This window comes from Haloferula helveola (assembly GCF_037076345.1).
In the GTDB taxonomy this organism is placed as follows: Bacteria; Verrucomicrobiota; Verrucomicrobiia; order Verrucomicrobiales; family Akkermansiaceae; genus Haloferula; species Haloferula helveola.
The window spans coordinates 179,241-200,685 of sequence record NZ_AP024702.1 but is presented as its reverse complement, the minus strand read 5'-3'; the positions used below and the strand labels follow the sequence as shown (position 1 = coordinate 200,685).

15 protein-coding genes are annotated in these 21,445 nt (G+C 62.2%); 11 read left to right on the top strand and 4 right to left on the bottom strand.

What is annotated here, in order from left to right:
* Window positions 1-40: 40 nt before the first annotated feature.
* Together HAHE_RS00630 and HAHE_RS00625 are read right to left on the bottom strand one after the other, a co-directional pair.
* Window positions 41-1,795 (bottom strand): sulfatase-like hydrolase/transferase, encoded by a 1,755-nt coding sequence (locus HAHE_RS00630; protein ID WP_338687627.1) that lies wholly within the window; start codon window positions 1,793-1,795, stop codon window positions 41-43.
* A gap of 51 nt (window positions 1,796-1,846) precedes the next feature.
* Window positions 1,847-3,613, bottom strand: coding sequence for an arylsulfatase (locus HAHE_RS00625; protein WP_338687625.1), 1,767 nt, complete (start codon window positions 3,611-3,613; stop codon window positions 1,847-1,849).
* An 82-nt stretch (window positions 3,614-3,695) separates the two neighbouring features.
* On the opposite strand from HAHE_RS00625, the gene HAHE_RS00620 reads away from it, so the two are divergent.
* On the top strand, window positions 3,696-4,913 hold the full coding sequence (locus HAHE_RS00620; protein ID WP_338687621.1) for a glycoside hydrolase family 117 protein: 1,218 nt from the start codon (window positions 3,696-3,698) through the stop codon (window positions 4,911-4,913).
* 150 nt (window positions 4,914-5,063) lie between these two features.
* A complete protein-coding gene (locus HAHE_RS00615) occupies window positions 5,064-5,930 on the top strand; it encodes a DUF4437 domain-containing protein (RefSeq protein WP_338687619.1) in 867 nt (288 codons plus the stop codon).
* Window positions 5,931-6,036: 106 nt separating this feature from the next.
* On the opposite strand, the gene HAHE_RS00610 is transcribed toward HAHE_RS00615, so the two are convergent.
* Window positions 6,037-8,322, bottom strand: a complete 2,286-nt coding sequence (locus HAHE_RS00610) for a thrombospondin type 3 repeat-containing protein (protein ID WP_338687616.1) — start codon at window positions 8,320-8,322, stop codon at window positions 6,037-6,039.
* A 283-nt stretch (window positions 8,323-8,605) separates the two neighbouring features.
* Between HAHE_RS00610 and HAHE_RS00605 the strand changes: the two genes are divergently transcribed.
* The 3 genes from HAHE_RS00605 (at window position 8,606) to HAHE_RS00595 (ending at window position 12,443) form a co-directional block, all read left to right on the top strand.
* Window positions 8,606-10,126 carry an arylsulfatase gene (locus HAHE_RS00605; protein WP_338687614.1) on the top strand — a complete coding sequence of 507 codons (1,521 nt, stop codon included), beginning with the start codon at window positions 8,606-8,608 and terminating at the stop codon, window positions 10,124-10,126.
* A 168-nt stretch (window positions 10,127-10,294) separates the two neighbouring features.
* Window positions 10,295-10,804, top strand: coding sequence for a sigma-70 family RNA polymerase sigma factor (locus HAHE_RS00600; RefSeq protein WP_338687612.1), 510 nt, complete (start codon window positions 10,295-10,297; stop codon window positions 10,802-10,804).
* Window position 10,805: 1 nt separating this feature from the next.
* Complete coding sequence (locus HAHE_RS00595) at window positions 10,806-12,443, top strand: LamG-like jellyroll fold domain-containing protein (RefSeq protein WP_338687611.1); 1,638 nt, start codon at window positions 10,806-10,808, stop codon at window positions 12,441-12,443.
* Between the two features lie 113 nt (window positions 12,444-12,556).
* Here HAHE_RS00595 and HAHE_RS00590 read toward each other — a convergent pair whose 3' ends face one another.
* On the bottom strand, window positions 12,557-14,815 hold the full coding sequence (locus HAHE_RS00590; protein WP_338687609.1) for a hypothetical protein: 2,259 nt from the start codon (window positions 14,813-14,815) through the stop codon (window positions 12,557-12,559).
* Window positions 14,816-15,134: 319 nt separating this feature from the next.
* On the opposite strand from HAHE_RS00590, the gene HAHE_RS00585 reads away from it, so the two are divergent.
* The 6 genes from HAHE_RS00585 to HAHE_RS00560 all read left to right on the top strand — a co-directional run bounded on the left by HAHE_RS00585 (window position 15,135) and on the right by HAHE_RS00560 (window position 21,441).
* Complete coding sequence (locus HAHE_RS00585) at window positions 15,135-15,746, top strand: GntR family transcriptional regulator (protein WP_338687607.1); 612 nt, start codon at window positions 15,135-15,137, stop codon at window positions 15,744-15,746.
* Window positions 15,747-15,872: 126 nt separating this feature from the next.
* Complete coding sequence (locus HAHE_RS00580) at window positions 15,873-17,069, top strand: hypothetical protein (RefSeq protein ID WP_338687605.1); 1,197 nt, start codon at window positions 15,873-15,875, stop codon at window positions 17,067-17,069.
* A gap of 86 nt (window positions 17,070-17,155) precedes the next feature.
* Entirely contained in the window at window positions 17,156-17,785 is a 630-nt protein-coding gene (locus tag HAHE_RS00575) for a GntR family transcriptional regulator (RefSeq protein WP_338687603.1), read from the top strand.
* Window positions 17,786-17,806: 21 nt separating this feature from the next.
* Window positions 17,807-19,282: an aldehyde dehydrogenase gene (aldA, locus tag HAHE_RS00570; protein WP_338687600.1), complete on the top strand. Its 1,476-nt coding sequence runs from the start codon at window positions 17,807-17,809 to the stop codon at window positions 19,280-19,282.
* A gap of 1 nt (window position 19,283) precedes the next feature.
* Complete coding sequence (locus HAHE_RS00565) at window positions 19,284-20,423, top strand: mandelate racemase/muconate lactonizing enzyme family protein (protein WP_338687598.1); 1,140 nt, start codon at window positions 19,284-19,286, stop codon at window positions 20,421-20,423.
* Between the two features lie 4 nt (window positions 20,424-20,427).
* On the top strand, window positions 20,428-21,441 hold the full coding sequence (locus HAHE_RS00560) for a zinc-dependent alcohol dehydrogenase (RefSeq protein WP_338687596.1): 1,014 nt from the start codon (window positions 20,428-20,430) through the stop codon (window positions 21,439-21,441).
* Window positions 21,442-21,445 lie beyond the last annotated feature (4 nt).

The following is a 21,445-nucleotide window of genomic DNA, read 5'->3' as shown; positions in this document are numbered from 1 at the left end:
GGGGGTATGTCGGATTCGGCGGGAACGGTGCAACCGAGTGTCAATCGACCTCGATGACAATGCGGTCGGTGAATCCGTCGCGCGAGAACGTCTCGCTCCGGTTGTCGGCCAGCGGGCGGGCGTCATCCCACGAATACACAGTGATCTCGGTGGTTCCGGGGGCGATGGCATGAATCATTCCGAATTTGTCGACCGTGGCGACTTCCGGATTCCCGGACTCCCAGATCAGGTTCTGTCGCGTCGCGTTCTCCGGCGTGATCCGGCAGCGGATCAATGTGCTCGCGCCTTCTTCGAGCTTCAGGGAACGGGGAATGACCTCCAGTGACTTCACCGGGACGTGGTGATGCCGGTCCAGCACGGCACCGAGACTCCGGTAGGCCTCACGCTGATCATTGGTGAGGCTTGAGGTATCGAGGCCGCTGTGGTGCTTGTGCCACCACGCGACCTTTACCGAGTGCTCTCCCGATTCCTCGAGGGGGTCTTCCCGCAGGTCGAAGAAGCGGCCTTCCGGGAAATTGGCGTGGGGAGCATAACGTTTGAAGTCCTTGGTGAACGCGTAACGAATCAGCTTGGAAGTGTCGGTGCCCGGCCGGTTGGCATTGTACCAAGTGTAGATCACTTCCCGGGCCTCGCCGGGCTTTCCAATGGCGTGGGGCCAGAAGCTGATGCCGTCGATCGAACGGGGATTCGGGATCTCGAGTCCCGCGGCATCGCACATGGTCGGGTAAATATCGGTCACATCGACGAGGCCTTCATAGCTTGTGCCCCCAGGGATCGTTCCCGGCCAGGAAAGAACCAGCGGAACGTGGGTGCCGTTGTCCTTGGTGTCTCCCTTGCCGCCCCGGTAGTCGCCGCCGTCCGGCAGGATGTGGGTGAAGTTCTCCTTGGTGCCATTGTCGCCCATCACGATGAACAGGGTGCGCTCCCGGAGCCCCAGCCGTTCGATCGCAGCGACGACCTCTCCGACTTGCCTGTCCATGTAGGCAACCATGTCGGGAAGGAATCCGAGGTCGTCTCCCTTCTTGTTCGCCTTCCTGTCCTGCCATTCGCGGAATTCATCGAAGCGCTCCGGTGGGCGCGTGTCGGGTGTTGGCTGGTGAGGGTCGTGAACCAGCATGAAGGGAAGATAGAGCAGGAATGGCCGCTCGCGATGGCGTTCGATGAAGTCCAGCGCATGCCTTTGGCAGATGTCGGGCCCGTACCAGCGTCGTCCGGTCTTCGGGTCGATCGGGTCGCCCTTGCCGTAGTCCCGCGGCACGCCGTCGGTGACAAGGTTCGGAGCGAGAAAGCGTTGCCCCTCGCCGACGACATCGAAGCAGCAGAACTCGTCCCAGCCGAATTCACGGATGTAGTCCTTGCCCTTGATCTCGCGGGTTCCGCGGGTCTGCTTCCACTTGCCGAAGATGCCGGTGGCGTAACCCGCCCTCTTGAAGACATCGCCGAAGGTGATGTCCGACGCGTGCTGCGACTTCGGCGCGAGGAAGTTCCGGCCATTGAGTTGGCCGCTCATCAGCGCGATGCGGGTCGGTTCACAGAGTGGATAGGCGAAGGCGTTTTCGCAGAGGAGTCCACCGTCAGCCAGGCGGTCGATGTGGGGGGTTGAGATCGTTTGCGGCACTTCGTCATCCCCAATCCGGATCCGGTTCGCTCCATAGGCGGTCACGCCGTAGTGACTCAGGTCGTCGATGAGAATCACCACGACGTTGGGTCGCTCGGGCTCGGCACCGGCTGCATTCGAAAGCGCCAGCAGGCCAACGAAGAGCGCGACGATCGGTGTGAGAAGCGGTTGACGCATGTTCATGGGGAATGTCGACGGGGGATGACGACGTGAAGCTGATGACAGGATTCAATCCGACCGTTCCGGCTGCGGACCGGAGCCGGTTTGCCGGAGAACCTTGATGAAGTAGGCTCCGCGCTCCCGGCCACTCGCCGCATCGGTGAGCCACGTCCGCAGCATCGCTGGACCTTGGGGCAGGAGGAGCTCAAACGCGACGGTCTCCGCCTCCGGACGAGTGTCTGCGGTAGCGCTCTTCTCTCCGATCGAGATGCGTGCCCGACTCGCTCCGATGGGCTGCGTGACGCCCTCCGGATACCTCCGAAGCTCGAATCGGTAAGTTCCGGCCTCCCGCACGTGGACGGGCCAGTAGCCATTTGGGAACAGCGCGTCGTCCGAGGTCTGGCTGGTGGCCCAGAAAACCTTTCCTTCGGTGGGGAACCAATCCCTCGCGGTGAACTCGGTGGGGTTCTCCGTCGGATGTCCCAGTTGCAATCGGGAATAGCGCTCTTTGGCTGAACCAATCTCTTCCCAGTAGTCCCGGTATGCCTGAAGGTGCGCATTCACGACGGCGGGATGGGCCTTCGCGACATCGTTTGTCTGACCGGGATCCTTCGTGGCATCGTAGAGTTTGCCGTTCACCAACCGCCAGCGCTCGCTGAGCACCGCGAAGGGGTGAGAAACGCTGCCGTTCGGTAGGGCGGACTCGAGCATGCCGTCTTGGTGCTCGACGACCAGCATCCGGTCGGGCCAAGTGGAGGATTCGCCGCGGAGCGGTGCTGCCATGCTTCGTCCGTCGAATCGGACGGGACCTGCGTTCAGGTTGCAGGCTTCGATCAGGGTCGGAAGCCAGTCGCGGTGGGTCGTGAGTCCGCTGAATTCCCTGCCTCCCGCAATCTCTGCCGGCCACCGGACGAAACAAGGGACGCGATGGCCTCCGTCGTAGACCGATCCTTTCTTCCCCCGCATCCCCGAGTTGAATCCGTCTGCCGATCCCGGCTTTCCGTCGCTTCCCGCCGAAGTGCCGTTGTCGCTCATGAAGATCAGGATCGTGTTGTCCTCAAGCTTCCGCTCTTTCAACTCCCGCATCAGCAGGCCGAGATTGTCATCGAAGTTTTCGATCATGCCGTAGAACTTCGCCCGGTTCTCCGGATGGCCCTGTTCGTCGAACCGTCTGCGATAACGCTCTGGAACACCGAATGGCGAGTGCATCGCATTGGTGGCGAGATAGACGAAGAACGGACGGGAGTCGTCCGTGCCGATGAACCGGAGCGCTTCCCGGAAGAAGACGTCGGTGCAGTAGCCCTTGAATTTCTCCGCCCTGCCATTTCGAAAGTAAGAATCGTCGATGAACGAGTTCTCCGGTGGATTGCCGAGCTCATCGACGCCGCCGGCTTTGTGGCGCACGGTTTCCTCGAACCCTCGGAACCGCGGGGCGTAGGGATATGGATCGCCGAGGTGCCATTTGCCGAACATGCCGGTGCGGTAGCCCGCCGAGGCGAAGTACTCCGGCATGATCCGTTCTCCCGGATCGAGGAGTTGGCGCCCGCGCGTCACGGTCCACGCCCCGACCTTGGTGCAGTATCGCCCGGTCATCAGGGCGGCCCGGGTCGGTGTGCAGTAGGGGTCGACGTGAAAGTTGGTGAGACTGACGCTCTCGCTCCGCAGTCGGTCGAGATTCGGTGTGCGTAGGGATGGATTCCCATGGCAGGCCAAATCGCCGTAGCCTTGGTCATCGGTGACAATCAGGATCACATTCGGCCGGTCTTCCGCCACGGATGGGGCGACGTGGCAGGAGATGCCCGCGAGGAGAGCGCAAAGGGTGTTGAGAGGACGCATGGCGGGGAGGCCGAAGCCGCGACAGGTTGTTCTGGATCGCGGATGATAGATTGTCTACAATCCAGCGTTTGTTCTTCTACCCATGCCAGCACGAATTCTTTCCACCGGTGCGCTCTTGGCGGCAGTTTTGCCCGCCCTCGGCGAGTTTCCCTACGAGTTGCCCCCTGAGAAGCCGGACATCCCGCTCAGCCCCGCGATGGAGCGGCTTTATGAGCAGTATCCGGGGGCGCGTCCCGAGGAGAACGAGCTCTTTTCCAGCTTCAAATACACCCGCCTCGTGGGTTTCGACTACCACGGTGGAGATGGAACCGTCTCGCGTCGCGATCCGACCAAGGTCATCCGGGTCGATGGCAAGTTCCACGTCTGGTACACCCATCGCGCCACGCCCACACCGCCCCGCGGAGCCGATCTGGCAAATGAGACGACACCGTCAAGTGACTGGGACCTCGCCGAGATTTGGCATGCGACCAGTGAGGACGGCTTCACTTGGAAAGAGGAGGGCGTTGCGGTTCCCCGGCCACCGAAGCCGCATCCCGGATGGCGCTCCGTCTCCACGCCCGACATCCTTGTGTGGAAGGGCAGGTATTACCTCTACTACCAGGCGTTTCTGGAGATCTCGGGGAAACGTGGTGACGATTGTCCGGTGTCGGTGTCGGTAGCCGATTCACCCGACGGTCCGTGGACACCGACCCATAAGATCGTGGTAGCGAACGGACCGGAAGGGAGTTGGGACCAGTATTCGATCCATGACCCCTATCCGCTGGTGCGGGACGGGAAGATCTTTCTCTACTTCAAGTCCGACTACAGGCGGAATGGAGATCACATCCGTTCCCAAGGTCTCGCGCTTGCCGATGATCCGCTCGGCCCGTTCCGGAAGCATCCGCTCAATCCGGTCATCAACTCGGGGCACGAGACGACGCTCTTTCCCTACCGGGAGGGTGTTGCGGCGCTGGTGATCCGCGATGGCAATGAGAACAACACCATCCAGTTCGCGTCGGACGGAGTCGACTTCAAGGTGGTCGCCCAGACGATCCTCATGCCGACGGCCGGCGGTCCTTACGTACCCGACGCCTTCACCGATACCAAGGATGGCAGGGGCATCAGTTGGGGGCTGTGCCACTTCACGTGGCAGGGAGGGAAGGGCAAGAGCCACAGTATTCTCGGCCGCTTTGACTGCGACTTGAGCCGCGATATCGAGAGCCCCTCGATGAAGAAGACCAACACCTTCATCCCTGCGGAGACTCACTTCATGAACAGCCTGCCGCCGGCGGAGAGGAAGAAGCGGTCTGAGAAACAGTGAAGGTGAGCAGGATTCCGAGTTCCCTGATGGCCGGACGGTGAGGATCCTTGTGGCAAAAGCTGTGCCGGTGGGTGCACTCGGCGATCTACATTCTGTGAATATCATTTACGTCCCTAGAATTTCGGCGATCCCAACCCCATAGAGTATTCCATGAAAAAACGTTTCCCCATTCTGGTGGCATGCACGGCGGCCACAGCGGCGATCGCTCAGGTTGCGAAAGACAAGGTCGGGTCAAAGGCCCCGAAGATCGTGAAGGCGGATGACGTTGCGTGGGGAGCTTTGAACCCCGCGAGGGGAGAGAAGGGTCCCCGCGCCGGTTCATTGTGGAACGACCGCACAGCCGGAGACGCTTCCGGTTTCCTGGTGCGCTTCGCCGACGGATTTTCCTCTCCGCCTCACATTCACAACGTTACCTACCGAGGCGTCGTGATCAGCGGTAAGGTCCACAACGACGACCCCGAGGCAGCCGAAATGTGGATGCCTCCTGGCTCATTCTGGACCCAACCGGCGGGAGAAGTTCATATCACCGCAGCGAAGGGGGAGAACGTCATGGCCTACATCGAGATCGACAGTGGTCCGTATCTGGTGCTTCCGAAAGAGGAGGCTTTCGACAAGGGCGAGCGACCGGTGAATGTTGTGCCGTCAAATCTCGTCTGGCTGTCGGGATCCGAGACCGATTGGATTGGGGACGGGACAGAGTCGTCCGAAGGCGAGACCCCCGAGATCGCGTTCCTCTGGGGAGATCCCGGTTCCGGACACAAGTTCGGATCCTTCCTCCGGCTTCCCAAAGGATTCAGCGGGGCGCTTGCGTCAGACGCGGGTCCGCTTCGAGTGGTGATGGTGAAGGGCGAAATCGGCTACGCCGAATCCGACGGAGACCAGACGACGGAACTGGGTGCCGGGGAATACTTCGAACTTCCCGCCAACGGGTCGCGTCACGTTGTTTCCGCATCGGAATGTGGGTGTGTTGCCTACCTTCAGGCCTCGGGACCGTATCGCGTGGGAACCCGGGAGTAAGGTCTCCGAAGCGGCCTCGAAGAAAGCGGCCGACCGGGGAAACCCAATTCGAAACCCCGGCCGGCCAACCCCAATGATTGCCAACACTCGGTTGGCGGAAGTCGGTTCAGTTGTCCTCCACCCTGAAGAAGCCCTTCGCTGACACGGGCAGGGGGAGATCGAAGGTGAACGATCCGACACCCGAACCGTCGGCCGCGGTGGTCAGTCCGGTATCGCTGAAGGGTGTCGCGAGGTCGGGTGAGTAGGTGAGCTTGTAGGATGCCGAAGGCGAACCGGTGAAGTCGACCTGGATGGTGTCGGCATCGACGAACTGGAACAAGGTCACCTCCGGGTCGACAGTAACGACGACCGGGAAGTCGTTCTCGTCGAGCGGATCGGTGCCCGCCGTGATCTCCGCATCATCGCTGAAGCCGTCGCCGTCCGTATCAGTCAGTAGATCGCTGGTACCGAGCAACGCCTCTTCCGCTTGGCTGAGCGTGTCGCCATCGATGTCGACTGAAGCGCTGTAGCCGGTGGAGCTGAAGTTGTCGGTCGCGAGGGCCGAGATCTTCGCGAGATCTCCGACCGGAGTCGCTGGCGCGGCATCGAGGGGGTCGATCGGCGCCGCGGTGTCATTGCTCGGGTCCGTGTTGTAGCTGTTCGTCAGCATGCCGTAGACGTCATTGGTTCCGTCGAAGGCGGCGGGAAGGGCGGTCGGGTCGCTGGTGAAGAACACCGAGCCGTTGTAGGACGCCTTGCAGACCGCCTGCATCGTGCCCGAGCCGGGACTGGTCTCCGAGATCTCTATGCGGAGTTTGAACCAACCGCTGGTCGAGGGTGTGAGTCCGGGATCGAGGCCGATGGCCGAGTTCGAGACCCATCCCGTCAGCGAGTTGCCGACAAAGAATCCGAAGTTGTCGTCGGCGCGACGGCAGACGGAAAAGGTGAAGCTGTTGCTTCCGTTTACCTGCCACCACGCGTTGTCGGTCGCCACGGCGGCGAGTCCGATGAAGCGGTCGTTGACGCCGTTGATTCCTCCGGTGCCGCTTTCATTGAGCGCCGCTCCTGTGGTGGCGAACTGGAAGTCGGATTCGAGGATGACGACATCACCAGCCACGGGTGTCTGGTTGACGGTGTGGTAGTTCCGCCAAGCCTTGGTCACGTCCAGACCATAGCCCTGGCCGCCGTCGACTCCATTCGTCGCACCGACGCTCCAAAGGTTGCGCTGCGATGGATTGGAGCCATCCCACTTGGTTGACCAGTCGGAAGTCGAAGGAGTGGTTCCGGCGGAGTAGGTCGAGAAGTCGTCGGATGCCACTTCCGGCGAGTCGGGGTAGCTGGTGTTGTCGAGAGGGTCCGTGCCGTGGACGTAAACTTCATCTTCATCGCTGAAGGTGTCGCCGTCGGAATCCGCTTCGCCATCGGAGGTTCCGAGGGCGAACTCCTCGGCCTGGGTGAGGCCATCGGAGTCATTGTCGATCGCGCCCGAGGCATAGCGGAACAGGGCCCGGCCGGATCTGCCGACGAAGCCCGCGTTGCCGTTCGGAGCGAGTTGCTGCGCAAGGAAGGCCTCGACGGGAGTGGCGGGAACCGCTCCGCCATCGTCGTCATAGGTGAAGGTCTGGGCGGGTCCGCTGTAGTCCCACGTTTGGGCAGTGGTCAGGTTGGTCACGGTAAAGCCGATGACTTCCCAGGCCTGGGTGGCCGCATCGGTGCAACGCGCGGTGTAGGCAACCCGGATGTCATCGCTTTCGAAGTCCGCGGTGCCGTCGCCGACTCCCGGATCTCCCGCGGCGTTCAGCCCCAGCAGGGCTCCGTCGATGATCAAGGCGTCGGCATTTGCAGTGTCGCTACGGTCCGGCCAGAACTTGACCGAGCCGCCACTTGCCGCGGAGAACTGGTTGTAGGCGAGCTTGAATCCCTGCACGGCGGTCCAGTTGTTGGCGGTTTCGCCGCGGATGCCGACGTTGGCCATGTTCACGTTCACCGACGGAGGAAGGGTGAACTGGTAGTCGAACTCGATCGACAGGATGTCGTCGGTCATGAATGTCCGGACGGCGGTTCCCGGATCACCACCGGTGCTGCCGAGAGCGCCAGCGCCGTGAGCGTTGCGGATATAGCCGACGCCGGAGTTGCTGATCGTGGCGGTGGCCGTCTCGACCTGGGTCGTCGTCTGGCCGAGCCACCCCAACTGTCCGCTGAGGTTGCCGTCGACGAAACCTCCCGCGTTCGAGAAGTCGGAGTGGAAGACGACCAGCGGATTGCTGTGGGGATCGAGAGGATCGAAGCTGTTGCTCGTTTCGAAGGAGTCACTGTATCCGTCGATATCGGTATCGATGGCTCCGGACGCCGCCGGCAGGGCGGCGAGTTGCGCGGACACAGCTAGCGCAGGGACAAGGTGGGCTTTTCTCATGGTTTTTCGGATTTCACACGACTCCGGATTGGAAAACCGGAGTCGTGACGGGTTGTCGGTTTTTGAGGGTTTCGGGCAGTCTCCCGGATGGGGGCGGGACGGCTGATTCGACCGGAAGCGGCCGCACTGCGGACGATCCGATACAGGGAGATGTTCGCGGTTCGGAATGCTTGCAGGAAATTGCTCAAAAATCTTTTTCGGAGGGGCCGGTACGCTTGGAGTTGAAGCCGGCCAGCGCGACCCTTGCAGGGAGCCCGGCTGGGGTGACATATCCTTGGCGAACATGAACAACGCGGTCCTGCATCTGCTTTCGATCAGCCTGGCGGTCCATTCCGTCGTCCACTCGAAGGAACAACCCGGACGCCCGAACATCGTGTTCGTGATGGCGGATGATCTCGGACTCGGGGACGTTGGATTCCACCGTCGGAAATTCGAACGCAAGGAGGTGATCGTGCCGACTCCGAATCTCGACCGGCTCGCGGAGGGTTCGCTTTGGTTTACCGACGGGCACTCGTCGACCGCGCTCTGCTCGCCGACACGATACTGCACGATGAGCGGCAACTTGAACTACCGCAGCTACGCGCCGTGGGGAGTCTGGGGAACCTTCCGTGAGTCACCCTTTGGCGAGGGGCAGGTGACTTTGGGTACGGTGACCCGTGACGCCGGCTATGCCACCGCGTTCATCGGCAAATGGCATCTGGGCGGTGACTTCAAGCGAAGCGACGGCCCCGGAATCTACCGGGGAGAGGACCGTGGAAAGGCCGGGCTTCCGGTGGACCTCACGCGCTGGGTCTCCGGAGGTCCGCAATCACTAGGGTTCCAGTATGACTTCACCCTTCCCTGCGGGATTCAGGGACCGGTGTATCTCGCCTACGAGAATGGCGAGTGGTCGCCTTTCTCAAAGGACTCCTCCATCATCCACCTCGATCGCGAGAGCGCGCTTGATCCCGGATTCGTCTCCGACAAGGGGCCGGGCCCGGGCGACTCAGGCTGGGACACCCGCAAGGTCAGCGGGATTCTTGCGGGAAAAGCGGTTTCGTTCATCCGGGGTCAGAAGAAGGACCAGCCGTTCTTCCTTTGCTACTGGAGTCCCAATGTCCACCTGCCGCACTGCCCTCCGGATCGGCTGGATGGCGTGGAGGTTGCCGGGCGGACGCCAAGCAAGCACCTGGATACCGTGATCGAGTTCGATGTCCAGATTGGCATGATCGTAGAGGCGCTGAAGGAGACCGGAGCGTTGGGCAACACGCTGATCGTGGTCACCTCGGACAACGGCGGTTTGGTCGACAAGGCGGGACAGCAAGCCGGCCACCAATCGAACGGCGGGTTCCGGTCGAACAAAAACTCGCCTTTCGAGGGGGGGCACAGGGTGCCGTTCTTCGTCCATTGGCCGGGGAAAGTCGCGCCGGGCAGCAGCCCGATACCGGTGACCACCCATGACCTGCTCGCGACCTTCGCGGCGGTGGCAGGTACCGATGTTCCGGCGGATCAGGCGATGGACTCGACGAATCTGCTTCCGCTGTTTCTCGGGGATCCGTCGTTCAGGAGGCCTTCGGAGCTGCTGTTGCAGGCCGGCAGCAAAAACGAGCTGATCTTCCGCGACGGGCCGTGGAAGCTGGTGATTCAGACCGATCGGAACCTCAGCAAGTTCGAGCCAATGGCGTTGTTCCATCTCGGGAAGAATCCGCAGGAGAAGGAGGCGGGCAACCTCGTCGGTGATCCGGCAGAGAAGGAGCGCGTCCAGTCGATGCTCAAACGCTATCTCGAGATCCGGCGCAGCAAGGTTCCGACGAAGGGTTCCTGATCGTCCGGAGATCGCTGGTCATGCGGTGATTCGCTGCCATTCGGTGATCCGAAAAAAGTGCCGGATCCCTTGCAGCGATCCGTGTACAAGACACATTTCCTATCCGTGAGCGAGGAACCCACTCCAAACCCCACCGCGCCAGGGATCGCAGGAGCCGAGGACAGAGGCATGTTGTTTTCGCAGCTGCTGATCGCCAACCGGCACCGGATTTACGGCTTCATTTTCTCGCTGGTTCACAACCACCAGGGTGCTGAGGACCTGATGCAGGAGGTCTCGATGGTCCTCTGGCGGAAGTTCGACCAGTTCGAAGAAGGCACCGATTTCGCGGCGTGGGCGATGAGTGTGGCGCGTTTTTGCTCGCTGAACTGGCGGCGCAAGCAGGCGAAGCTGCCCCTTGCCCTTGACGACGAGGACCTGATGAGGTTGGCCGATGACGCCATGGCGGTGGCCTGCGAGATTGATGACCGCCGTGACGCTTTGCAGCAATGCCTGCCACGGCTGCCGCAGCGTTGCCGCAAGGTTGTTTGGGCGCGGTATCAGGATGAGGCCACCGTCCCTGAGATCGCCGAACGCAACGACCTGAGTGTCCGTTCCATCTATCTGCTTCTCGAAAAGGCTCACGGCATGCTGCTCGATTGCATCCGGGAGCGCTGCAACCGCGCATCCAACCCCACCTGACATGGAATCCGAAATCACGAGCAAGGAGGTGGATCGCCTCGCCGAGCTGTTGCGCAGTGACTCGCTGCAGGAAGCCGATGCGGAGAAGCTCAGGAAGATTATCCGCTCCCATCCCGCCGCGAGGCGGCGGCTGGCCGAGCACCTCTACCTGAGCGCGGAACTCAGGGACCAACTTCAGGGCAATCCGTCCGAGGTGGTTCCCGCGCGGATTGCGTGGTTCCGGCAGCCGGCGGTCCGCCGGGCACTGCTGCCGATCGCGGCGGCGGTAGCCCTCGTGCTAGGATACGCTTGGAAGGCGAACATGCCTTCCGATGTGCCGCCGACCGCGGGCCCGCCGGAGTCCGGCGAACTCGATGCCGACGGGATCGCGGTGATTTCCAGAACCAAGGGAGCGGTGTGGGGCGCGTCGACCTCGCTGGAGGTGACGCGTCTTGAGAGTGGCTTGCCGGTTGGACCGGGAATGATCGAGCTGACGGAAGGGCTGGTGCAGATCGACTTCTACTCGGGCGCGACGGTCATCCTTGAGGCTCCGGCCAAGCTCGAACTGGCGAACCCGATGCTCAGCCGTCTCGACTATGGGAATCTCTGGGCCCAGGTGCCCGTTCCTGCCCGCGGCTTCCGGGTGGAGACCCGCCAGTATGACGTGGTCGATCTCGGCACCGAGTTCGGCATCCGGGTCGGCGCTGAGGGCGAGGGAGAGGTGCATGTGCTCGACGGCGAGGTCGAGGTCTTTCCCGATGCCGACGGCGGCGAGACGGAGAAGCTCGAGTTGCTGACCCGCGGGCAGGGAGTCCGGTGGTCCGCCGGAGGCGTGCGGGAGGCGATCGACGCGCGACCGGAAGCATTTCATGCCTCGAAGGGGATCGCACGCGCTGCACGCGAGAATCTCCATCGCTGGGAAGCCTATTCGGAGACCTTGCGGCAGGATCCCGACCTTCTGGTCGATTACTCTTTCATGTCCGATTCCCCATGGGAACGCCAGGTCGAGAACCGTGCCGCCACGGCCCTCCCGGGAAGCTACGGTGCGGTTGTGGGATGCGAGTGGACGCAGGGCCGCTGGCCGGGGAAGGGAGGACTTCGTTTTTCGAACTCGTCGCACCGGGTCAGGCTCAACCTTCCCGGTGAATACGACGCTCTGACGATGGCCTGTTGGGTCCGTCTCGATGATCTCGACTCGCAGGAGGTCGCCCTGCTCCACCCCGAGACCAACCAGCGGAGGTTCGTTCACTGGACCTTGGTGAAAGTCGCGGAGGACAAGGTGCACGTGCACTTTTCCGAAACACTGAACGAGGGGGTGGGGGAGCCGGTTAGGCATCACTACCACGCCGACTTCAACCTGTTTTCCAAGCCCGGCGGCGAGCTCGGTGACTGGATGCAGTTGGTGGTGGTCTACGATCCGGAGGCCGAACTCGTCCGCCACTATCTGAACGGCGTTCCGATCGATGCCCGGCCAATCATTGAGAAGCGGAAGCTGGGAGTGGGTGTGGCGGACATCGGCAACTGGCCGTATCACGAATGGGCGGCCGGTACTGAGTTCGAGGTCCGGAACCTCGATGGCGTTGTCGACGAGTTTCTGATCCTCAAGCGGGCTTGGACTCCTGAGGAAGTCACGCGTCATTGGGAAAGCGGGAAGCCCTGAACGATTAGCGGGCAAGCGGCCTCCGCCAGCGCGCCCAATACCTCTCCGCAGCGATCTGGGATACGGATATGCGGAGAGGATCGGGATCATTGGTGGGGCGGCTGACGTGGATCTCAGGGAATGGGCCCCTCGACCACCCGGTAGAATCCTTTATCGGCACCTCCGACACTGACGACATGGACCAATTGGCCGCCGGCACCGACCTGTTCGGAACCGGCGAGCGGGGCGAACGGGGTCGTGAGATCGGGTGAGTGCTCGAGATGATAGGTCGCGCCGTCGACGACATCCACCGTGGTGATCGTCAGGTCGCCCGAATTGAAGGTGACGCTGCTGATCCGGAGGTTGCCGTCCGGCAGGGGGGCGCCCGACTGGCTGTAGGTGAACGCGAAGTCGAAGTCCCGTGCCCTTCCGACCGGGGTGATCGTGCCTGCGGTGTAGGTGGCGTTGTCGAACACCACCGTTGAAGTCGGGCTCCCGAAGGCTGCTCTCACGGTCTGATTCGTATAGCCGGTGCCGTTGAGGTTGATCATCACGGTATTGCCATTGATGTCGCAGGTCGCGTCACCGGACGTGGGGTTGCCGGCGCCCGCGCTGCCGCTGGCGAAGAAGCCGGCCTCTGAGAAGCCACCGAAGGTCACGCTGCCGAGGGTGCCCGGGCTGAGCTGGATATTGACGATCTCCGCGGTCAGCACCTCGCCGGGATCGATTCCCGCCGAGCCGTTCCCGGAAATGCCGATTCCCTCGCCGCCGAAGCTCACATTGTCCGCCGTGCCGGAGCTGAAGCGGACCGTGAAGTCGATGTAGTCATCGGCCGATCCGCTGTTGTCGAGGTCCAGGTCCTGCCAGCGGCAAAGCAGGTCGATGGTCGGTGCGGCGACCACCGCGGTAGCGTCGAAGCCGGGCTGAGCCACGATGTTGCCGAGGTTCGAACCGCCCTTGCCCGGTCCGGGCGGGGCGACGTCCGGATAGGTGAATGCCGCGTCATTCCTGAGGTTGAGATCATTCGTGGTCAACGATACCGGCGGCGGCGCGACCGACGCGTCGTAGGTGAACTGCATGTCCAGTTCGCGGACCCGGCCGGTAGGGTTCTTGAGGTCGGCAGTTTCATTAACGTTGTCGAACAGGACTGTGGAGATGAGCGAGGCGAACGTCGCCTTGTCGGTGGCGTATTGGTAGGCGAGGTTGTCCGGGAGATCGATGAACACCGGTTGTCCATTGATATCGCAGCCGATCGAAACCGCGCCGCCGCTCGCTCCGACGCCGGCCCCGAGGCCTGCGGCGCTGAAGCCGTCGAAAATCACGCTCCCGACAAGGCCGGGGCTCACCTGGATGTCAACGACCTCGACCAGAATCTCGTCTCCGTCATTCAGGTTGTCGTTGGCAAGTTCGCCCCCGGCACCTCCCTTGACGCCGACCCCCTGGTTGCTGGTCGCGATGTTCTCACCGATGCCGGAGGCGTTGGTGAAGCGGATGGAGAAGTTGAAATAGTCATCCGCGAGGCCGTCGCTATCGAGATCGAGTCCGGTCCAGCGGAGCGGGAAGTCCGTAGCCGGGCTGCCGGCCGGAGGGTAGGTCGCGTCGGGATTCGGAATGATGTCACCGATGCTCGCGCCGCCCTGCAGCGGTCCACCGACTGTCGGGTAGACGTTGTCGTTTCGCAGGTTCGTGCCGACCGAAGTCACGGTCACGGGCGGTGGAAGGGCGTTCGGATCATAGGTGATCGAAATGTCGCATTGGCGGAAGCGGAAGTCGCCGTCGCTCGCCACCACGTTGTCGATGACCACCGTGGCCGGAGTGCCGGGAAGGGCGAGTTCGGTCACGTTGAACGTGAATCCACCGGTCGCGTCGAAAGTGTCCGCGACGGGGGTGCCGTTGATGTCGGCCTCACCGTCCGTGATGATTCCGCTCCCGCCGAGGTAGAGGGAAGCTGCGGTAAAACCGTCAAAGTTGGCGAAGCCGGCCAGTCCGGGTTTGGCGACGATATCGACCACCGTGATGGTCAGTTCCTCGAGGTTGCCGGGGCTCAGGTCGCCGGTCACCCCTTGGCCCGCACCGGTCCAGTTGACCTGAGGGTTGCTGTCGCGGGTGGCCTCGAACCGGAGTGTGAAGTCGATGTAGTCGTCGTTGCCTCCGACTCCGTCGAGATCAAGCCCGTCGATCCGGATCGGCGCGTCGGTCGGGGTTCCCTGATTGAATTCTCCGGGGAAGGCTCCGTTGGCGACGAGCGTTCCCTCGGACGGGGATCCTTGTACCAAACCTCCGGTGGGGATCACGCGGAGATTGTCGATGGTGATGGTGGTCTGGGCCTGCAGAGGCAGCGCACCCAGAAGGCAAAGGCCTGCGAGCAGGCAGGATGGGTTGGGGTTCTTCATGGATTTTGGTGTTCCGGAGCCGGTTGGACGGAGGGCTTCGGGAGAGGGTTTCGGGTGGTGTCCAACCAATCGGTTCCGATTTGTAGATTGAATACAAAAGCCACGTTGGTTCACTTGTTGTAGATTGTCTACAAAAAAGTCACCCATGATATTGCAGGGGTGGATCGCCATTTGGTGGAGCGTGCCGCAGCGCCACCCGAACCTCGGGAGATCGCGGTTGACGCTGCATTGGGCCGCCTACAGGCTGCTTGTGCTGTAGGTTCCCGTGCCGGTTGATCTCGCTGTTCCGGTCAAAGGCGGCCCGCGGTGACCCTGCATCATGAAGGAGAAGATTACCCCGGTTCGGACGATTCGTGACCAAATTGTCGGGATGTTGCGTGCCGACATCCTGTCCGGCCGGCTTCCCCGCGGAACCAAGCTCCGTGAGCAGGCGCTGGCGGAAAGGTTCGGAGTGAGCCGGGCCCCGATCCGCGACGTGATCATGCAACTGACCCAGCAGGGGTTGGCGGTTTCAGAGCCGAACTGCGGAGCGACGGTCAGCGAGCGGGCTGCGGAGTGGATGCAGCCGCTGATTGTGAAGATCCGGCTCGATATCGAGATTTTCGCGCTCCGGAAATCCATCAAGCAGATTGGCGACAACGACATCGCCCGCCTTGAGGAACTGGTCGAGGGCATCGGCAAGGCATGTGCCGACGGAGACATGGCGGCGGTTGCCGACCTCGACATTTCGTTCCACGAGGCGTTGCTGTCCTGTGCCGACGAGCCTGATCTCATCGCGATCTGGCTCCCCATCGTGACCCGCATGATCCTGCAATACACCCGGTTGGTGGAGCGGGAGGAGATTCACGAGGAGCACGTCGAGATCCTTGAGGCGGTGAGAGCGAAGGATATCCAACGGGCGGTCCGCGCGTTGAAGCAGAACATTCGCTGAATCTCCGGAATGGAGTTCGGAGTGGGCTTGCTCCGCTGACCAATCGGTTGCAGAGATCCTGTCGCATCCGACATGGCTGTTTGGCCGGTCGTGCTCGGAGCCGCGGCCGTTCGAACCCACAAGCCCATGAAATCGAATCTTCCGATCGTCGTCATACTCGTGTCAGCCGTGGTGGCCACGGCGGCTTTCGCGGATGAACAGCCGGATACTCCGGTCTCCGCGGAGCAAATGGACCGCCTCGGTATCACCAACGCCGACAAGTTGAGCGCGGCCTCGAAGAGGGCCCTGCAGTGGCCGGACCTAGGCAGCGAGTGGTTCATCGAGTTCACCGTTTTCGATCTGAAGGGTGACTTCGCCTATGAGGAAGGTGTTGTCCGGCGGGACCCGAGCGCGATCATCCGACACGACGGCAAGTACTACTGCTGGTACACGCGCAGCACCGGGCCGACCCAGGGATTCGGTGGCGATATCGAGAAGGACAAGGTGTTCCCGTGGGACCGATGCGATATCTGGTACGCGACTTCGGACGACGGCATCACTTGGAAAGAGGAGGGACTGGCGGTTCCCCGTGGAGAGCCGGGGGCCTACGACGACCGATCCGTCTTTACCGTGGAGATCATGGAGTGGGAGGGGACCTACTACCTTTGCTACCAGACCGTGAAGTCGCCGTACAACGTCAGGGTCAAGAACCAGATCGGACTCGCTTGGTCCGATTCGCCGCGCGGGCCGTGGACGAAGAGCGACGAGCCCATTCTCAGTCCCGCGGACAACGGTGTGTGGAAGGGGACCGAGCAGAACCGCTTCCTGGTCGAGAAGAAGGGCGACTTCGACAGCCACAAGGTCCATGATCCCTGCATCCTGCCGTATCGCGGAAGGTTCTATCTCTACTACAAAGGAGAGCAAATGGGGGAAGAGATCACCTTCGGCGGACGGCAAATCCGGCACGGTGTCGCGATCGCCGACGACCCGAAGGGCCCCTACAAGAAGTCACCCTACAACCCGGTCAGCAATAGTGGCCATGAGGTGTGTGTTTGGCCCTACAAGGATGGCATCGCCTCATTGATCACCACCGACGGCCCGGAGAAGAACACGATCCAGTGGGCGCCGGATGGGGTCAATTTCGAGATCATGTCGGTGATCAAGAGCGCCCCCCATGCGATCGGGGTGAATCGTGCGCTGGACCCGGACGAGGAGCCGACCGAGGCGCTGCGATGGGGGCTGACCCACCAGTATCGGACCGGCGACTACCAATACATCCGCGGCTTCCGTTCGCGACGGGTGGTTCGGCATGTCGCGAAAGGGGCTGACGGCAAGGCCGAGTGATTCCAAACGCGCTTTTCGCGGAAATTGCGCAGGTACCACAATCAGAAGTTGACGGCTTTGTCGTTTGTCGACAATCTGCAATCAACATGAGCAAGATTCCTCCGCAGAACGGCCGCGTGGCCCCGATTCGGACGATTCGGGAGCAGATCGCGGGTCGTTTGCGTGCGGACATCCTGTCGGGAGCGTTGCCGCGGGGATCGAAGCTGCGTGAGCAGGAGCTCGCGGAGCGCTTCGGGGTGAGTCGGGGACCGATCCGCGACGTGCTGATGCAACTGGGTCAGCACGGGCTCGTGGTGTCGGAGCCGAACTGTGGGTCACGGGTTAGCGATGCACCGGCCGAGTGGATGCAGCCATTGGTTGTGAAAGTGCGCCGGGAGATCGAGATCCGGGCCTTGAGGCGTTCGATCCGGCGTCTCGACGAGGCGGATCTGAAGAGGCTCGAGACGATCGTGGACGAGTTGGGAGAAGTCTGCAGGGAAGGCGACATGTCGCGCATCGGCGAGCTGGATCTGGCGTTCCACGAGTGCCTGCTCGAGTGCGCGGGGGAACCCGACCTGCTTGATGTGTGGCGGCCGATTGTCACGCGCATGATCCTCCACTACTCCCGCTTGCTGGAAATGGAGCAGATCCATGCCGAGCACTATGCGATTTTCGAAGCGGTGCGTGACCGGGATCTGTCCCGGGCGATCGCGGCGTTGGAACAGAACATTCAATAACGAAGAACCTAGTAGAACTGGATGAGTGACGAATCGTCGGGAAAGGCACCTGTAGCGGAACTGCTGATGTTGATCGGCGGCGAGTTCCGAAAGTCCTTCGATGGAGGATGGATCGACGTCGAGAATCCGACCAATGAGGAGACTGTCTACCGGGTCCCGCAAGGGGGTGCGGAGGACGCCCGGCTCGCGCTGCAGGCGGCCGAGGCCGCTCGTTCGGAGTGGGCTGCAATGCCGGCGGTGGAGCGTGGTCGCTTGCTGGTGAGCTTCGCAGGCAAGATTCGGGAAAATCGCGAACGGCTGGCGGGAATGCTCACTGCCGAGCAAGGCAAGACCTACGAACTCGCGTTGGGCGAAGTCGACGTATCGGCCGACTTCATCGAGTTTGCCGCCCATGGAGCCCGGCGCCTTGAAGGGGACATTCTTCCATCCGACAATCCCGACGAACACATCTGGATCCACAAGGTGCCCTATGGCGTATGCGTGGGCATCGCCGCGTGGAATTTCCCGCTTGCGCTGGCTTGCCGGAAGCTGGGACCGGCTCTGACGGCCGGAAACGTCATGGTGATCAAGCCGCCGAGTGAAACTCCGGCAGCGGTCATGGCATTGGGGCAGCTGGCGCTCGAAGCGGGCCTGCCGGCCGGTGTGCTCAATCTGGTGACGGGCGGGGGCTCGACCATGGGCACCGAACTGGTGACGAATCCGATCACCCGGTTGGTCACCATGACCGGAAGCACCGCGACCGGTCAGCGGATTTTCGGGATGTGCGCCGACAACCTGACGGCGGTGCGCCTCGAACTCGGAGGCAAGGCACCCTTCATCCTGCTTGAGGATGGCGATGTGGACAAAGCGGTGGAAGCGGCGATGGTGTCGCGCTACCTGAACTGCGGCCAGGTCTGCACCTGCAGCGAGCGGTTCTACATTCACGACGCGGTTCACGACGAGTTCGTCCGCAAGTTCGTCGATGCCAGCGCGAAGCTGAAGCTTGGCGATCCGATGGACCCCGAAACGGACCTCGGTCCGAAGGTCAACCGCCATGAACTGGAGCGGATGGAGGCCATGGTTTCGAGAGCGATCGAGCAGGGCTGCACGCTGGCCCTCGGGGGCAAACGCCCGGAAGGTCCGGCATACGGGAAGGGCTACTGGTATGAGCCGACGATCCTGACGGGTGCCACCAACGAAATGGAGGTGATGCGCGAGGAGGTCTTCGGTGTGGTGAGCCCGATCATGAGGATCGGAAGCTTCGAGGAGGCGATCCGGCTTGCCAACGACAGCGACTACGGGCTCTCCGCATTCCTCTTCACCCGGGACATGCGCAAGATCCAGCGGGCGGTGCTCGAACTGGAATTCGGCGAGATCTATGTCAACCGCGCGATGGGTGAACAGCGCCAGGGCTTCCACAACGGGCACAAGCTCAGCGGAACCGGCGGTGAGGACGGCAAATACGGCCTCGAGAACTATCTCGAGAAGAAAACCTTCTACGTGAACTTCGGAGACTAGGATGTTGATCGAATCGGAATCCATTGAAGCGGGGGCAGCGGTCGGGACGTCGACCGTCATCTCGATCGAGGCCCGGCATTTCACCGTGCCACTGCGCGAGGTGCTCAAGGACGCGAGGCATCCGGACCACAGCCATTTCGAACTGGTCACCGTGACGGTGCGTCTTGCCGACGGCACCGAGGGAACCGGCTACACCTACACCGGTGGGCTCGGGGGGCGGGCGATCAAGGCGATGGTCGAGTCGGATCTCGCGCCGTCCCTGATCGGGGTGGACGCGAGCAAGGTCGAAGAGATCCATGAGGCGATGGAGTGGCGCATCCACTACGTCGGGCGTGGCGGGATCTCGTCCTTTGCCATCTCCGCGATCGACATCGCTCTTTGGGATCTCCGGGGCAAACGGCTCGAGAAACCGCTGTGGGAACTTGCCGGAGGTGCCGGGCGCACCTGCAAGGCTTATCGTGGGGGTATCGACCTCCTGTATCCGCTCGACAAGCTCGTCGAGAGCGCTTGCGGCTACGTCGACGAGGGTTTCAACGGGGTGAAGATCAAAGTTGGCAGACCCACGCTTGACGAGGATCTGCGCCGCGTGAGTGCGGTGCGCGACGCCATCGGGCCCGATGTCGCGTTCATGGTTGATGCGAACTATTCGATGAGCGTGGAGCGGGCGATCGACGCCGCGAGGCGCTTCGGTGAGTTCGGTATCCTGTGGTTCGAGGAGCCGACTCTGCCCGACGACTATCTCGGCTTCGGAAGGATTGCGGATGAGACAGGAGTACCGCTCGCGATGGGGGAGAATCTCCACACCATCCATGAGTTCGGCCATGCGTTCCGTCGGGCCAAGCTCTCCTTCATCCAGCCGGACGCATCGAACTGCGGGGGGATCACCGGTTGGTTGCAGGTCGCCAGGCTATCGGCGGACGCGGGTATCCCGGTGTGTTCGCACGGCATGCAGGAACTGCACGTGTCGCTGGTCGCTTCACAAGCTCACGGCGGATGGTTGGAGGTCCACAGCTTTCCGATCGACGAGTATACGACCCGTCCGTTGAGGATGGAAAACCATCTCGCCGTCGCCCCGGACGAACCCGGTACCGGAGTTGAGTTCGATTGGGACAGGCTGGCTCCGTTCGAAACGACACGCTGATCGTATGAAGGCCGCGTTTTATCGAGGAGACCGGGTGGTTGAGGCAGGTGCGGGCGAATCGCTGCCGCCCGGGCCCGGAGAAGTCAGGCTCGATGTGGGCTTCTGTGGCGTGTGTGGAACCGACATGCACATCTATCACGGCCACATGGATGCTCGCGTGGCGAAACCGCAGATTCTCGGGCACGAGGTGTCCGCGACGGTGGCGGCCCTTGGCGATGGGGTGGGCGGTTGGTCGGTCGGCGACAGGGTGGCGGTGCGCCCGCTGAAGTTTGGCGATCCGGTCGGTTTCGACCGGGGGCATTCCCACGTCGGGAAGAACCTGAAGTTCATCGGAATCGATCTGCCCGGCGGCATGCAGTCGTCGTGGACCGTTCCGGCCTACACGTTGCACCGGCTGCCTGAATCGCTTTCGCTCGAGCACGGCGCCCTGATCGAGCCGGCGGCGGTCGCATGTCATGATGTGCGTCTTGGCGAAGTGTCCCGCGGTGAGACCTGCGTGGTGATCGGCGGCGGCCCGATCGGATTGCTGATTGCCCTGGTCGCACGCGAGAAGGGCGCCAGGGTCATTGTTTCCGAACCGAACGAGCAACGGATCGAACTTGTGCGTTCCCTCGGCTTCGATGCGGTGAACCCTATTTCCGGGAACGTGGTGGAGTGCGTCACCGAGCTGACGTCGGGCGGGATGGCGGACTGCGTCTTCGAAGTTTCCGGGTCGGCGCCGGGAGTCGAAGTGATGACCGAACTTGCGGCGGTGCGGGGTCGCATCGTGATGGTTGCGATCCACCCCCAGCCGAAGCCTGTGAACCTGTTCCGTTTCTTCTGGTCCGAACTCCGGTTGATCGGTGCCCGGCTTTACGAGGAAAGGGACTTCGACGAGGCCATCGCGTTGGCGGCTGCCGGGCGGCTGATGATCGATCGTTTGATCACCGATGTCCGCCCGCTCGACGAAGTCGGTGATGCCTTTGCAGCGATCGATGCGAACCCCGACGGAATCAAAACCCTGATTCGGTGCAGTTGAACGG